This window comes from Streptomyces sp. NPDC091377 (assembly GCF_044757045.1).
In the GTDB taxonomy this organism is placed as follows: Bacteria; Actinomycetota; Actinomycetes; order Streptomycetales; family Streptomycetaceae; genus Streptomyces.
In genome coordinates this window covers 161510-174123 of record NZ_JBIVUE010000014.1, presented here as the reverse complement: position 1 = coordinate 174123, position 12614 = coordinate 161510, and the positions used below count along the sequence as shown (strand labels likewise).

The window sequence follows — 12614 nt, the reverse complement described above, 5'->3', positions numbered from 1 at the left end:
CCGCCGTCACCGCCCGGCTCTGCCGCCGTGCCCGGCGAGCACCTCGGCCCTGCACTGCTCCGGTGTGCCCCACGCGTGGCGCAGCGCGCGGGCCTTGGTCAGCCACAAGGAAAGGTCCAGCTCGGCCGTGTAGCCGATCGCGCCGTGCAGGTGGAGCGCCGTCAGGGCCGTGCCGTAGGCCGCCTCGCAGGCGCTCACCTTCGCGGCGGCGACATCGGCCGGATCCATGGTGAGCGCGGCGCCCAGCACCAGCGGCCGGGCGAACTCCAGGGCGATCTTCGCGTCCGCCAGCCGGTGCTTGACCGCCTGGAACGAGCCCACCGGCACCCCGAACTGCGTCCGCCGCCGCACCTGCTCCACCGTCCGCTCCAGCAGCGCGAGCCCCACCCCGAGCGCCTGCGCGGCGGTCGCCAGCCGCGCCCAGGCCACGGCGGCGCCGAGCGGCGGGTCGGCGCAGAGCAGCTCACCGCCGGGCAGGAGCGGGGTGAGGCGCCGGGCCGGATCGAGGGAGGGACGCACGGGACCGTGCCCGGGGGAGAGCCGGAGCCCTTCGGGGGACAGGGCGAGGCGCAGGGCCGCCGCGTCACCGTCCAGAGCGAGATGAGTGGAACCGCCGCCCCGGGCCGTGGTCAGCGGCGTCGGATCCGGCGGCGTCGGCGGCGTCGGGGGCGTCAGGGGCGTCGGATCCGGCGGGGTCAGGGTCGCCAGGGTCTCGCCCCGGGCCAGCGGCGGCAGATGGTGTGCGGCCGGGGCCGGGTCGGGGAGGGCGGACAGGAGCGCGGCCGTGGCGACCGTCTCCACCAGCGGGCCCGGTACGGCGTGCCGGCCCAGTTCGACGAAAGCGAGGGCGAGTTCGGCGGGGCGGGGGCCCAGACCCTCGTACGCCTCCGGGACGGCCAGCGCGAACACGCCCGCGTCCGCGATCCGGGACCACAGCGCCCGCCCGCGCGCGTGCTCGCCCCGTCCCCACTCCCGGGCCACCCCGGGCAAGTCGGCGGCGCTCAGCAGGGCGTCCAGGGAGGCGGCGAAGGCGCGTTGCTCGGGGTCCGGGCGCAGACGCATCAGCGGCGTCCCTTCGGCAGGCCGAGCAGCCGCTCGGCGATGATGTCGCGCTGGATCTCGTTGGTGCCCGCGTAGATCGGCCCGGCGAGCGCGAAGACATACCGCTCGGCCCAGTCGGTGTCGGCGAGTTCGCCCTCCTCGCCGAGCAGGTCCAGGGCCGTCTCGTGGGCCGCGAGGTCGAACTCCGACCAGAACACCTTGTTCAGGCTGGACTCCGGGCCGAGCGGCTCACCCTCCAGGAGGCGGGAGGCGGCGGCGTAGGTGAAGAGCTGGTACGCGCGGGCGCCGATCACCGCGTCCGCGACCCGCTCGCGCGCCCCGGGCGGGCCGCCCCGGGAGCGCCACAGGGCGGCCAGCCGGTCCGCGGTGGCGAGGAAGCGGCCGGGGGAGCGCAGGGTGAGCCCGCGCTCGTCGGCGGCCGTGGACATCGCGATCCGCCAGCCCTGGCCGGGCGCCCCGATGACGTCCTCGTCGGGTACGAACACCTCGTCCAGGAAGAGTTCGGCGAAGGCCGGCTTGCCGTCCAGCCGGGCGATCGGACGGACCGTGACCCCCGGCGCACGCAGGTCGAACATCAGATACGTCAACCCCTGATGAGGCTTCGGGGTGTCCGGATCGGTGCGGAACAGACCGAACGCGCGATCCGCGAACGCCGCGCGCGAGGACCAGGTCTTGTGCCCGCTCAGCCGCCAGCCACCGGCCGCCCGCCGCGCCGTGGACCGCAGCGCCGCCAGATCCGACCCCGCCTCCGGCTCGGACCACGCCTGCGCCCACACGACCTCGCCCGACGCCATCGGCGGCAGCACCCGCGCGCGCTGCTCCTCGGTGCCGTGGCCGAAGAGGGTCGGGGCGAGCAGACTGATCCCGTTCTGCCCGACGCGGCCGGGGGCGCCCGCCGCCCAGTACTCCTCCTCGAAGACCAGCCAGCGCACCAGCTCCGCGTCCCGCCCGCCGAACCGCCGCGGCCAGGACACCACCGACCAGCGGTCCGCCGCCAGTTCGGCCTCCCACGCGCGGTGCGCGGCGAACCCCTCGGCGGTCTCCAGGGACGGCAGCGGGGTCCTCGGCACATGCGCGCGCAGCCACGCACGGGCCTCGGCCCGGAACGCCTCGTCGGCGGGGGAGTGGGTGAGATCCACGGTCACCGTCCTTCCCTGTCTTCCCCGACACATCTTCCCTAACAAGTGTTTGGTAGGTTACCGTGAGGCTATGACAGACGTCGAGAGCCCGGCCTACGTCGCAGGTCACGGGCTACTGACCGGCCGAACGGCCGTCGTCACGGCGGCGGCAGGCGCGGGCATCGGCGGCGCCACCGCCCGCCGCCTCCTGGAAGAGGGCGCCCGCGTCCTGATCAGCGACAGCCACCCGCGCCGCCTCAAGGAACACCAGGACCGACTGGCCGACGAGTTCGGCACCGACCAGGTCACCGCCACCCCCTGCGACGTCACCGACGACACCCAGGTACGCGCCCTGTTCGACACCGCCGTCACCACCCACGGCCGACTGGACATCGTGGTCAACAACGCGGGCCTCGGCGGCACCGTCGAACTGACCGACATGACCGACGACCAGTGGACCCGCGTCCTCGACACCACTCTGAACGGCACCTTCCGCTGCCTGCGCGCCGCCCTGCGCCTCTTCCGCACCTCCGGCACCGGCGGAGTCGTCGTCAACAACGCCTCCGTCACCGGCTGGCGCGCCCAGGCCGGACAAGGCCACTACGCCGCCGCCAAAGCCGGAGTGATGGCCCTGACCAGAACCGCGGCCATCGAGGCGGCGGCCTACGGCGTCCGCGTCAACGCCGTCTCACCCAGCCTCGCCCTGCACCCCCACCTCGCCAAGGTCACCACCCCCGAACTCCTCGCCGAACTCACCGCGCGCGAGGCATTCGCACGGCACGCCGAACCCTGGGAAGTGGCCAACGTGATCGTGTTCCTCGCCTCCGGCTACTCCTCGTATCTGACCGGAGAGGTCCTCTCCGTCAGCAGCCAGCATCCCTAGGACCACAATGTGCACGTGCCGACACAGAAGAAGCCCCAGGTGACCGCCGCCCCCGAACGGCGGCGCGAACTCCTCCACACCGCCGCCGAGGTCTTCGCCGAACAGGGCTACAACGCCACCACCGTACGCAAGATCGCCGACCACGCCGGAATGCTCGCGGGCAGCCTCTACTACCACTTCGACTCCAAGGAATCGATGCTGGAGGAGATCCTGCGCACCTTCCTCGACGAACTCTGGGACGGCTACGACACCGTCCTCCAGGCCGGACTCGACCCCCGCACGACGCTGGAGGCACTGGTCACCGAATCCTTCCGGGAGATCGACCGGCACCGCGCCGCCGTCGCGATCTACCAGAAGGAGGCCCGCCACCTCGTCACCCACGAACGCTTCGAGTTCCTCGCCGAGTCCCAGCGCCGGTTCGAGAAGGCGTGGCTGACCACACTGGAACGCGGCGTCACCGACCGGGTCTTCCGCGCCGACCTCGACGTCCGGCTCACCTACCGCTTCGTCCGCGACACCGTCTGGGTCGCCGCCTCCTGGTACCGGCCCGGCGGACAGCACAGCCCCGAGGAGATCGCCCGCCAGTACCTCTCGATGGTGCTCGACGGGATCGCCCTGCGCGCATAACCCACCCGAGGGCCACCCACCGCCCACCCCACCCCTTCCCACGAGGGAGCCGTCATCGCCATGGCCGAGGCATACATCGTCGAAGCGGTCCGCACACCCGTCGGACGGCGCGGGGGAGGACTGAGCACCGTCCACCCGGCCGACCTGGGCGCCCACGTCCTCAAGGAACTGATAACCCGCGCCGCGGTGGACCCCGCCGCCGTCGAGGACGTCGTCTTCGGCTGCCTCGACACCGTCGGACCACAGGCCGGCGACATCGCCCGCACCTGCTGGCTGGCCGCCGGACTGCCCGAGGAGGTACCCGGCGTCACCGTCGACCGCCAGTGCGGATCCTCCCAGCAGGCCGTGCACTTCGCCGCCCAGGGCGTGCTCTCCGGCACCCAGGACCTGGTCGTCGCCGGCGGCGTGCAGAACATGTCCCAGATCCCCATCGCCTACGCCACCCGCCAGGCCGCCGTCCCCCTCGGCTTCACCGAGGGCCCCTTCGCCGGCAGCGAGGGCTGGCGGGCACGCTACGGCAACCGGGCGGTCAACCAGTTCGCCGGCTCCGAGACGATCGCCGCGAAATGGGGAATCAGCCGCGAGGACCAGGAACGCTTCGCGCTCCGCTCCCACCGGCGCGCCCTGCGCGCCCAGGACGAAGGACGGTTCGACCGCGAGACCGTCCCCTACGGCGACCTCACCGCCGACGAAGGCCCCCGCCGGGACACCTCCCTGGAGAAGATGGCCGCGCTGAAACCCGTCATCGACGGCGGCACCATCACCGCCGCCTGCTCCTCCCAGGTCTCGGACGGCGCCGCCGCGCTGCTGCTCGCCTCCGAACGCGCGGTCCGCGACCACGGACTCCGGCCCCGCGCCCGCGTCCACCACCTCTCCGTACGGGGCGAGGACCCGATCCGCATGCTCACCGCACCCATCCCCGCCACCGCGTTCGCCCTGAAGAAGACCGGGCTGACCATCGACGCCATCGACCTGGTCGAGATCAACGAGGCGTTCGCCCCCGTCGTGCTCGCCTGGCTGAAGGAGACCGGAGCCGACGAGGAGCGCGTCAACGTCAACGGCGGGGCCATCGCACTGGGACACCCCCTCGGAGCGACCGGGGCACGACTGATGACCACACTGCTGCACGAACTGGAGCGCACCGGGGGCCGCTACGGGCTACAGACCATGTGCGAGGGCGGCGGCCAGGCCAACGTGACCATCATCGAACGACTCTGACGGGAGCCGCCGGGACCGCGGGAACGCGGCGTCGGGAGCACGAGGTCGGGAAGGCGCACGGGTCGGCTAGGACGAGGGCAGGGAACCCAGGGTCTCCTCGGCCTCTCTCATGATGCGGGTCACCAGGTCCTCGCAGGACGGCAGGTCGTCTATCAGACCCGCCACCTGACCCGAGGCCATCACCCCCGCGTCCGTCCTGCCGTCCACCATCGACGCCTTCAACAGCATCGGAGTGTTCGCGGCCAGCAGCACCTGACTCCAGGACAGACTCTTGCCGTGCCTCAGGGAACGGCCCTCCTGAAGCATCGTGCGCCACGTCAACCCGGTCAACGCCCGAAGACGCGAAGCCCGGAGCAACCCCTCGACCAGAGCCCTCGCCCGCCCCGAACGCTCCAGCGCGGCCACCAGATCCGTGCGAAGCATCCGATGCGGCAGACCGTCCACGGCCCGGGTCACCGTGATGTCCCGCACCCCCGCCGCGAGATATCGCGCCTTCACCGCGTCCGGCACCGTCGAGTCCGACGTGAGCAGGAACCGGGTCCCCATCGCGATCCCCGCCGCCCCGTACGCCAGCGCCGCCACCAGACCCCGCCCGTCATAGAACCCGCCCGCCGCCACCACCGGTATCCCCACCGCATCCACCACCTGCGGCAACAGCACCGTCGTCGCCACCTCACCGGTGTGCCCGCCACCCTCCGCCCCCTGCACGATCACCGCGTCCGCACCCCACGCCGCCACCTTCTCGGCATGCCGCCGCGCCCCGACCGTCGGCACCACCACCACGCCCGCCTCCTTCAGCGTCCCGATCAGCTCACGGGACGGAGCCAGCGCGAACGACGCCACCCGCACCCCCTCCTCCACCACGATCCGCACCCGCTCCGCCGCGTCCGCCGCGTCGGCCCGCAGATTCACCCCGAACGGCGCCCCCGTACGGGACTTCACCTCCCGGACCGCCTCGCGCAACCGCCCGGGCGTCATGGTCGCCGAGGCCAGGATCCCGAGCGCGCCCGCGTTCGCCGCCGCCGACACCAGCCGGGGCCCCGCGACCCAGCCCATACCCGTCTGCACGACGGGACACCGGACACCGACCAGCCGGGTGAGAGGAGTGTCCATCAGATACCGACCTCCCGCGCCCGCGTGTTCCCCGGATCCAGCACCTCGCGGATCAGCCGCAACTCCTCCACCACCGGAGCGCGGGTGCACGGCACCCCGTCCCCGATCGACAAGGGGAAGCCCGTCGCCTCCACGATCTCCCCGACCGTCACCCCCGGATGCCGCGCCGCCAGCCGCATCGAACGGTCCGGCGTCGCGAAGTCGAAAACCCCCAGATCCGTCACCACACGCGGGATGCGGTGATACCGGGCCCCCACCGCCCGGTCGTACCCCACCCCGCACACCATGTCCACCCGCTCCACGAACACCCGCCGCGAGTGCCGCGGGATCCAGTAACTCGTCGGATTATTCAGCGTGTTGACCGGCGCCCCCCGCACCCCCAGCAACTGGCGTCTCGGCCGACGCCAATCACCGATGCACGAGATGTTCTGATTGCCGTACCGGTCGATCTGACTCGCCCCCATCATCACGTGCCGCCGACCCCCCGCGACCAGCTCCAGATGCTGCCGGTAGGGCAACCAGCCCTCCACCGTGCCCTCCGCGTCGACCAGCATCGCCTCGCCGTCCGTCAGCAGCAGCTCCGGCGCGAACGTACGACGGGCCAGCCGCGCCCCGATCGAAGGGATCACCCCCATCGGACTCGCCAGGATCTCCCCGCTCCCACGCCACGCCTCGGCACACGCCACGACGCAGTACTCCGCACGGGTGACCTCACCCCCGCTCACCCCCCGCGTCGGCTCACTCCGCTCCGTACTCACGTCGCCCCCTCCCCTTCCCCCACCGCTCGCACCCGCGCGTCCCGGTCGTGCCAGTCCCGCACCGCCGACCGGTACGCCTCCTCGTCCCCACCCAAGAACCGCGCCTCGAACTCCTCCCACGGCGTGGCCGCGTACTCCCGCTGGAACGCCTCGTCCCGGGCGTGGTCCGGAGCGCACGAGGTGAAATGCGCCCCGTTCGGCGCCTCGATCACCCCCGTCACCACATGGCGCTTGATCAGCAACGCCTGCGGCCCCGACCCCGTCGTCAACCGGGCCGTGTCCACGATCCGCTCGCACGAGACGTACGCCGCGTCCGCCGCCGCGCAGAACAGGTCGTCGAAGTACGGATCGGGCCCCAGACAGCTGCCGTTGCCCCGCCGGTCCGCGCGATTGACATGCACCAGGGCCGCGTCCAGCCGCAGGGCCGGCATGGCGACGAACGTCTCACCGTCCTCGTAGGGCGAGGTCACCGTCCGCAGAGCGGGGTTCACCCGCATCACGTCCGAGCCCACACCCGCCCGCACCGGCAGAAACGGCAACCGGTTCGCCGCCGCGCGCAGCCCCCACATGAACATCGCCTCGTCGACCTCCATCAACTGGAACGCCCCCCGCTCCCGCGCCGCCCGATAGTGCGGTTCCAACGGGACGGAGTCGAGCGTGACGAACGCCGCGACGAGCTTGCGGATCCGGCCCGCAGCCGCCAGCATCCCGACCTCCGGACCGCCGTACGAGACCACCGTCAGATCAGTGACGTCGGTCCGCAGCAGCGCTCTCACCAGAGCCATCGGCTTACGGCGCGAACCCCAGCCGCCGATACCGACCGTCATCCCGCTCTCCAGCCCGCCGACCGCCTCCCGCGCGGTCATCGTCTTGTCACCCACGGCCCGCCCTCCCCTCACCCGTCACCACACGCCCCGCCTCCCCCTTCATCGCCCGCCCCCCGCCCCACCGGCCCGAGAACCGCCGAAGGTGTCCCGGACCCGGTCCGCCACCCCGCTCACACTCGCCTCGTACGTGAAGCCCTGCTCGAAGCGGTAGCTGCGCCGCACGTCCACCGGGTCGATACCGTTGATCGCCGCCTTGGCCAGGCGGAGCAGGTCCCCGTCCTTGGCGGCCATCTCACGGGCCAGGCCCAGCGCCGCCGCGCGCACCTCCGCCCCGGGGACCACGTCCCACACCGAGCCGTGCGCGCGCAGCTCACCCGCGCCCACCGTGCGCGACGTGAAGTACAGGACACGCATCAGGTGCTGCGGCACCAGCCGCGACAGATGCGTGGCCGCCCCCAGCGCCCCTCGGTCCAACTCGGGCAGCCCGAACACGGCGTCCTCGCTCGCCACGATCGCGTCCGCGTTGCCCACCAGACCGACACCCCCGCCCAGACAGTGGCCCCGCACCGCCGCCACCACCGGCACCTCGCACTCGTACACCGCCGAGAAGGCCGCCGAACAGCCCCGGTTGGCGCCGATCAGGGCCGCCCGCCCGCCCGCCTGTATCTCCTTGATGTCCACCCCCGCGTTGAACCCCCGGCCCTCGGCCGCCAGCACCACACACCGGACCTCCGGATCACGTCCGGCTGTGCGCACCGCGTCGGCCAGCGCGTACCAGCCGTCCACCGGAAGTGCGTTGACCGGAGGGAAGTCGACCGTGACGACCGAAATCCCCTTTTCCGGGGACGAGGTGGAGACACCCATGGACGCATCAGCTACCTTCGCACTCGACTGCCTTTCCACCAAACATTTGTTAGGTGTCAGGCTTCGAAGCTAGCAGCAGCCGGATCCCGGCGGGAGGCCCTGTGGAAAACCCGGCACCCGACCCTGTGGAAAACTCCGACAACTCCCCCCACCACCCCCCCGACCCCTCAGCCGTCCCCACCTCGACCCCCACCACCCCCCACCCCACCCACACCCCCCTGCACGGCCGACTCGCCGTCGTCACCGGCGGCACCCGAGGCGTCGGCTCCGGTATCGCCCGAGCCCTCGCACAGGCCGGAGCCCACGTCGTCGTCTGCGCCCGCCGACCCCCCGAAACCCCCCTCCCCGGCACCGAGTTCGCCCCCCTCGATCTGCGCGACCCCCACGCCGTACGCGACTTCTTCGCCGCGCTGCCCCGCCTCGACGTCCTGGTCAACAACGCCGGCGGCACCCCCCACCGACGCCTCACCGACGCCGACGCCACCCGCCACGCCAAGGTCGTCGAGCTGAACCTGACCGCCCCGCTCACCGCCTCCCTCGCCGCGTACGAACACCTCCGGCACCGCGGGGGCGCGATCGTGATGATCGGCAGCGTCAGCGGGACCCGCCCCTCACCCGGAACCGCCGCGTACGGCGCGGCCAAGGCGGGACTGGAGAGCCTCGCCCGATCCATGGCGGTGGAGTGGGCGCCCGACATCCGCGTCAACACGCTCGTCGTCGGCATGGTCCGCACCGAACTCGCCCACCTCCACTACGGCGGCCCGGACGGTGTCGACGCCGTCGCCCGCACCGTCCCGCTCGGCCGCCTCGCCGAACCCGCCGACATCGGCGCCGCCGCCGTCTTCCTCGCCTCCGACGCCGCCGCCTACATCACCGGGGCGAGCCTCCTCGTCCACGGCGGCGGCGAACGCCCCGCCTTCCTCGACGCGGCCACGACCGACCACCCCACCGGCCCCCCACCCCCCAAGGAGCCCTGACATGAGCGGAATCTGCGACGGACGGGTCGTCGTCGTCACCGGCGCGGGCCGCGGCCTGGGACGCGCGCACGCGCACGCGTACGCCGCCGAAGGCGCCCGACTCGTCGTCAACGACCTGGGCGTCAGCCTCGACGGCACCCCAGCCACCCCCGACACCCCCGACACCCCGGCCACCCCCGACACCCCGGCCCACCCCGGCACCCCCGACACGCCGGGCACCCCAGCCACCCCCGACACCCCAGCCGCCCGCGTCGTCCAAGAGATCCGCGCGGCCGGCGGCGAGGCCATCGCCCACACCGGTGACATCGCCACCACCGAAGGCGCCGCCTCCCTCATCCACACCGCCCTGCAGACCTACGGCCGTCTCGACACCCTCGTCAACAACGCCGGCTTCCTACGCGACCGGATGCTGGTCAACCTGGACGAGGACGACTGGGACGCCGTCGTACGCGTCCACCTCAAAGGGCACTTCCTGCCCCTCAGACATGCCGCCGCGCACTGGCGCGCCGAGACCAAAGCAGGCCGCACCCCCGTCGCCCGGATCGTCAACACCGGCAGCGGAGCCGGGCTCCTCGGCTCGCTCGGACAGGGCAACTACAGCGCCGCCAAAGCCGGCATCATCGGTCTGACCCTGGTCGCCGCCGCCGAACTGGCCCGCTACGGCGTCCAGGTCAACGCCATCGCACCCGCCGCCCGCACCCGTATGACGGAACGCGCCTTCGCCGACACCATGGCCGCCCCCGGCACCGGCTTCGACGCCATGGCCCCCGACAACGTCTCCCCGCTCGTCGTCTGGCTCGGCTCCGCGGCCAGCGAGGGCGTCACCGGCCGCGTCTTCGAGACCGAGGGCGGCCGGATCACCGTCATGGAGGGCTGGCACCCCGGCCCCACCGCCGACAAAGGCACCCGCTGGACCCCGGCCGAGGCGGGAGACACCGCCCGAGCCCTGCTCACCCGCACACCACCACCAAGACCCGTGTACGGAACGTAGAACCGAACACCACCCAGCACCGCACGAAGAAACGAAGGCAAGAACGGAACAGCACCAACGCCTACGTGTCGCACTCCAGCACCGTCCGGCACAACCCGCACCGCGCCCGCACCCGCCCCCGCACCGGCACCCGGATCCGCTGAAGGCACGTCGGACACGGGAACGACACCCGCAGCGGCTCCGCACCGTCCGAGAACGCATACGACACGCCGGGAACGACGGCCGAAGCGGGCTCCCGCGCGCGGTCCCGCGCCTGACGCCGATCGCGCGCGTAGCGGCGGCGACCCACCCACCCCGCCGACGTCAACGGCGGCTGCCGCTCATCACCCCGGGCCTTCGCCATGCCCTTCTCGTACGCCGTGAACGCCTGCGCACTCGTGAACCAGGGAGACGGGTCCTCCCCGAACACCAGCGCACGCTTGGCCAGGACATACCCGAACTCCTCCGGCGTGAGGTAACCCAACTTCTGCGAGGACGCCGCATCCTCCCGGTACGCGTCCAGCAGCAGCCAACCCGCCCCCAGATACGACGCCGCCGTGTCCGTGAGGATCTCGTTGTCCCGCGTACCGGGGAACGACAACCCCATACGATGCAGATACACATGCATGGTCTCGTGGGCCAGCGCCGCCCCGATGTCCCGCCGATGCTCCCGGAACCGGTCGTTCAGTTCCACGAAGTACTCGGGCCCGGCAGCCAGCTCCACATTCGCCGCATGCCGCATCACCCGGAACGCCACGATCAACCGCGCGTCCGGCAACCGGTAGTGCCGCACCATCTCGCGCGCCACCCGCTGCGCCCCCAGATGCACATCCTCACCGTCGTCGAAGGCCACATCGGCCGGAAGCACACTGGTCGAGAAAGTCTGGATCGTGTCGTACGACAGCCTCCTGTACAGCGCGGTGACGGCCGCCCGCACCGTCTCCAGATGCGGAAAGCCGTGCTCCACCGGTCCATCGTTCGCCACGCCTGCACCCCCAGGACGCCATGACCACCGCATTCCACTCTACGAGTGCGCAACGGTCCGGGTACGAGAAGAAAACCAGGTGCCGCGTGCCGGGCCCCCGATTACCGTCAGGCGGATGACCACCGAACCCCCCAGCGGCCCGGTCCTGCGCGTAGGCGCCGAGGACGAAGCCCTCCAGCAGCGGCTCGACGACGAACTGACCGCCTACAACAACCAGGCCGCCGGCACCGACGTCCCCGACGAACTCTCCGTCTCCGTCACCGACGAGGACGGCGAACTCATCGGCGGCCTCACCGGATGGATCTGGGGCACCCTCGGCGGCGTCGACATGCTCTGGGTACGGGAGGACCGGCGCAAGGAGGGCTGGGGGAGCCGGCTGATGCGGGCGGCCGAGGAGGAAGCCGTACGACGCGGCTGCACCGACATGACGGTCTCCACGTACACCTTCCAGGCACCGGACTTCTACCTGCGCAGGGGATACCGCGAGACCGGCCGGATGGACGGCGTCCCCGGCGGCCACCAGGACATCTACTTCCACAAGACCCTCCCGACCACCCCACAACCCTCAGAGCCCCTCCCGACCACCCCAGAACCCTCAGAGCCCCTCCCGACCACCCCACAACGCTCAGAGCCCCTCCCGACCACCCCACAACCCTCAGAGCCCCTCCCGACCACCCCACAACCCTCAGAGCCCCCCCCGACCACCCCACAACCCTTAGAGCCCCCCCCGACCACCCCAGAACCCCAGAACCCCCCGACCACCCCCGATCCTGGACACCCCCTGTCCGCCCCCTGGGACGTTCCCCCTCCACCCCACCCCCGGCCCCCCTCCGCCCCGTAGGGTGTTCGCCCATGACCACCAGCACCACCGGTACCGGAGACGTCGACCCCGCCGTCCGCGAGGAACTCGACCGGCTGCGCGACAGCATCGACAACATCGACGCGGCCGTCGTCCACATGCTCGCCGAACGCTTCAAGTGCACCCAGCAGGTGGGCCTCCTCAAGGCCCGGCACCAACTCCCCCCGGCCGACCCCGACCGGGAGGCGCGACAGATCGAGCGCCTCAGAACACTCGCCGAGAACGCCAAGCTCGACCCCGCGTTCGCTGAGAAGTTCCTCAATTTCATCATCGCCGAAGTGATCCGCCACCACGAGAGCATCGCCGAGGACACCGTCGCCGGACAGCCCCCCACACCCCGCTGACCTCGGCCG

14 protein-coding genes are annotated in these 12614 nt (G+C 72.1%); 7 read left to right on the top strand and 7 right to left on the bottom strand.

What is annotated here, in order from left to right:
• Window positions 1-6 precede the first annotated feature (6 nt).
• Both ACIQNG_RS27770 and ACIQNG_RS27765 read right to left on the bottom strand, forming a co-directional pair.
• Entirely contained in the window at window positions 7-1062 is a 1056-nt protein-coding gene (locus ACIQNG_RS27770) for an acyl-CoA dehydrogenase family protein (RefSeq protein ID WP_401488743.1), read from the bottom strand.
• A complete protein-coding gene (locus tag ACIQNG_RS27765) occupies window positions 1062-2201 on the bottom strand; it encodes an acyl-CoA dehydrogenase family protein (RefSeq protein ID WP_401488818.1) in 1140 nt (379 codons plus the stop codon). Before ACIQNG_RS27765 ends, ACIQNG_RS27770 begins: the two co-directional genes overlap by 1 nt.
• A gap of 70 nt (window positions 2202-2271) precedes the next feature.
• On the opposite strand from ACIQNG_RS27765, the gene ACIQNG_RS27760 reads away from it, so the two are divergent.
• Genes ACIQNG_RS27760 through ACIQNG_RS27750 form a run of 3 tightly spaced genes read left to right on the top strand, consistent with a single transcriptional unit; the run spans window position 2272 to window position 4908 of the window.
• Window positions 2272-3063, top strand: coding sequence for an SDR family oxidoreductase (locus ACIQNG_RS27760; RefSeq protein ID WP_401488741.1), 792 nt, complete (start codon window positions 2272-2274; stop codon window positions 3061-3063).
• 15 nt (window positions 3064-3078) lie between these two features.
• Window positions 3079-3690, top strand: a complete 612-nt coding sequence (locus ACIQNG_RS27755; RefSeq protein WP_401427229.1) for a TetR/AcrR family transcriptional regulator — start codon at window positions 3079-3081, stop codon at window positions 3688-3690.
• Window positions 3691-3750: 60 nt separating this feature from the next.
• Window positions 3751-4908, top strand: a complete 1158-nt coding sequence (locus ACIQNG_RS27750) for an acetyl-CoA C-acetyltransferase (protein ID WP_401488738.1) — start codon at window positions 3751-3753, stop codon at window positions 4906-4908.
• 66 nt (window positions 4909-4974) lie between these two features.
• Here ACIQNG_RS27750 and ACIQNG_RS27745 read toward each other — a convergent pair whose 3' ends face one another.
• From ACIQNG_RS27745 to ACIQNG_RS27730, 4 genes are read right to left on the bottom strand one after another with little or no spacing between them, the layout of a single operon-like run.
• Complete coding sequence (locus ACIQNG_RS27745; RefSeq protein WP_401488736.1) at window positions 4975-6021, bottom strand: NAD(P)H-dependent flavin oxidoreductase; 1047 nt, start codon at window positions 6019-6021, stop codon at window positions 4975-4977.
• Entirely contained in the window at window positions 6021-6779 is a 759-nt protein-coding gene (locus tag ACIQNG_RS27740; protein WP_401488734.1) for a CoA-transferase subunit beta, read from the bottom strand. The genes ACIQNG_RS27745 and ACIQNG_RS27740 overlap by 1 nt, the downstream gene beginning before the upstream one ends.
• Window positions 6776-7660 (bottom strand): CoA transferase subunit A, encoded by an 885-nt coding sequence (locus ACIQNG_RS27735; protein WP_401488733.1) that lies wholly within the window; start codon window positions 7658-7660, stop codon window positions 6776-6778. The genes ACIQNG_RS27740 and ACIQNG_RS27735 overlap by 4 nt, the downstream gene beginning before the upstream one ends.
• A 45-nt stretch (window positions 7661-7705) precedes the next feature.
• The gene (locus ACIQNG_RS27730; protein WP_401488731.1) at window positions 7706-8470 is read right to left on the bottom strand and encodes an enoyl-CoA hydratase family protein; all 765 of its coding nucleotides are present in this window, start codon (window positions 8468-8470) and stop codon (window positions 7706-7708) included.
• 218 nt (window positions 8471-8688) lie between these two features.
• Here ACIQNG_RS27730 and ACIQNG_RS27725 point away from each other — a divergent pair, with 218 nt between their 5' ends.
• Entirely contained in the window at window positions 8689-9447 is a 759-nt protein-coding gene (locus tag ACIQNG_RS27725; protein ID WP_401427823.1) for an SDR family oxidoreductase, read from the top strand.
• A gap of 1 nt (window position 9448) precedes the next feature.
• Entirely contained in the window at window positions 9449-10438 is a 990-nt protein-coding gene (locus tag ACIQNG_RS27720; RefSeq protein WP_401488728.1) for an SDR family oxidoreductase, read from the top strand.
• 61 nt (window positions 10439-10499) lie between these two features.
• Here ACIQNG_RS27720 and ACIQNG_RS27715 read toward each other — a convergent pair whose 3' ends face one another.
• Window positions 10500-11402, bottom strand: a complete 903-nt coding sequence (locus tag ACIQNG_RS27715; RefSeq protein ID WP_401427243.1) for a hypothetical protein — start codon at window positions 11400-11402, stop codon at window positions 10500-10502.
• A gap of 115 nt (window positions 11403-11517) precedes the next feature.
• Between ACIQNG_RS27715 and ACIQNG_RS27710 the strand changes: the two genes are divergently transcribed.
• Both ACIQNG_RS27710 and ACIQNG_RS27705 read left to right on the top strand, forming a co-directional pair.
• Entirely contained in the window at window positions 11518-12243 is a 726-nt protein-coding gene (locus tag ACIQNG_RS27710; RefSeq protein WP_401488725.1) for a GNAT family N-acetyltransferase, read from the top strand.
• 11 nt (window positions 12244-12254) lie between these two features.
• Window positions 12255-12605: a chorismate mutase gene (locus tag ACIQNG_RS27705; RefSeq protein ID WP_401427246.1), complete on the top strand. Its 351-nt coding sequence runs from the start codon at window positions 12255-12257 to the stop codon at window positions 12603-12605.
• Window positions 12606-12614: the final 9 nt, after the last annotated feature.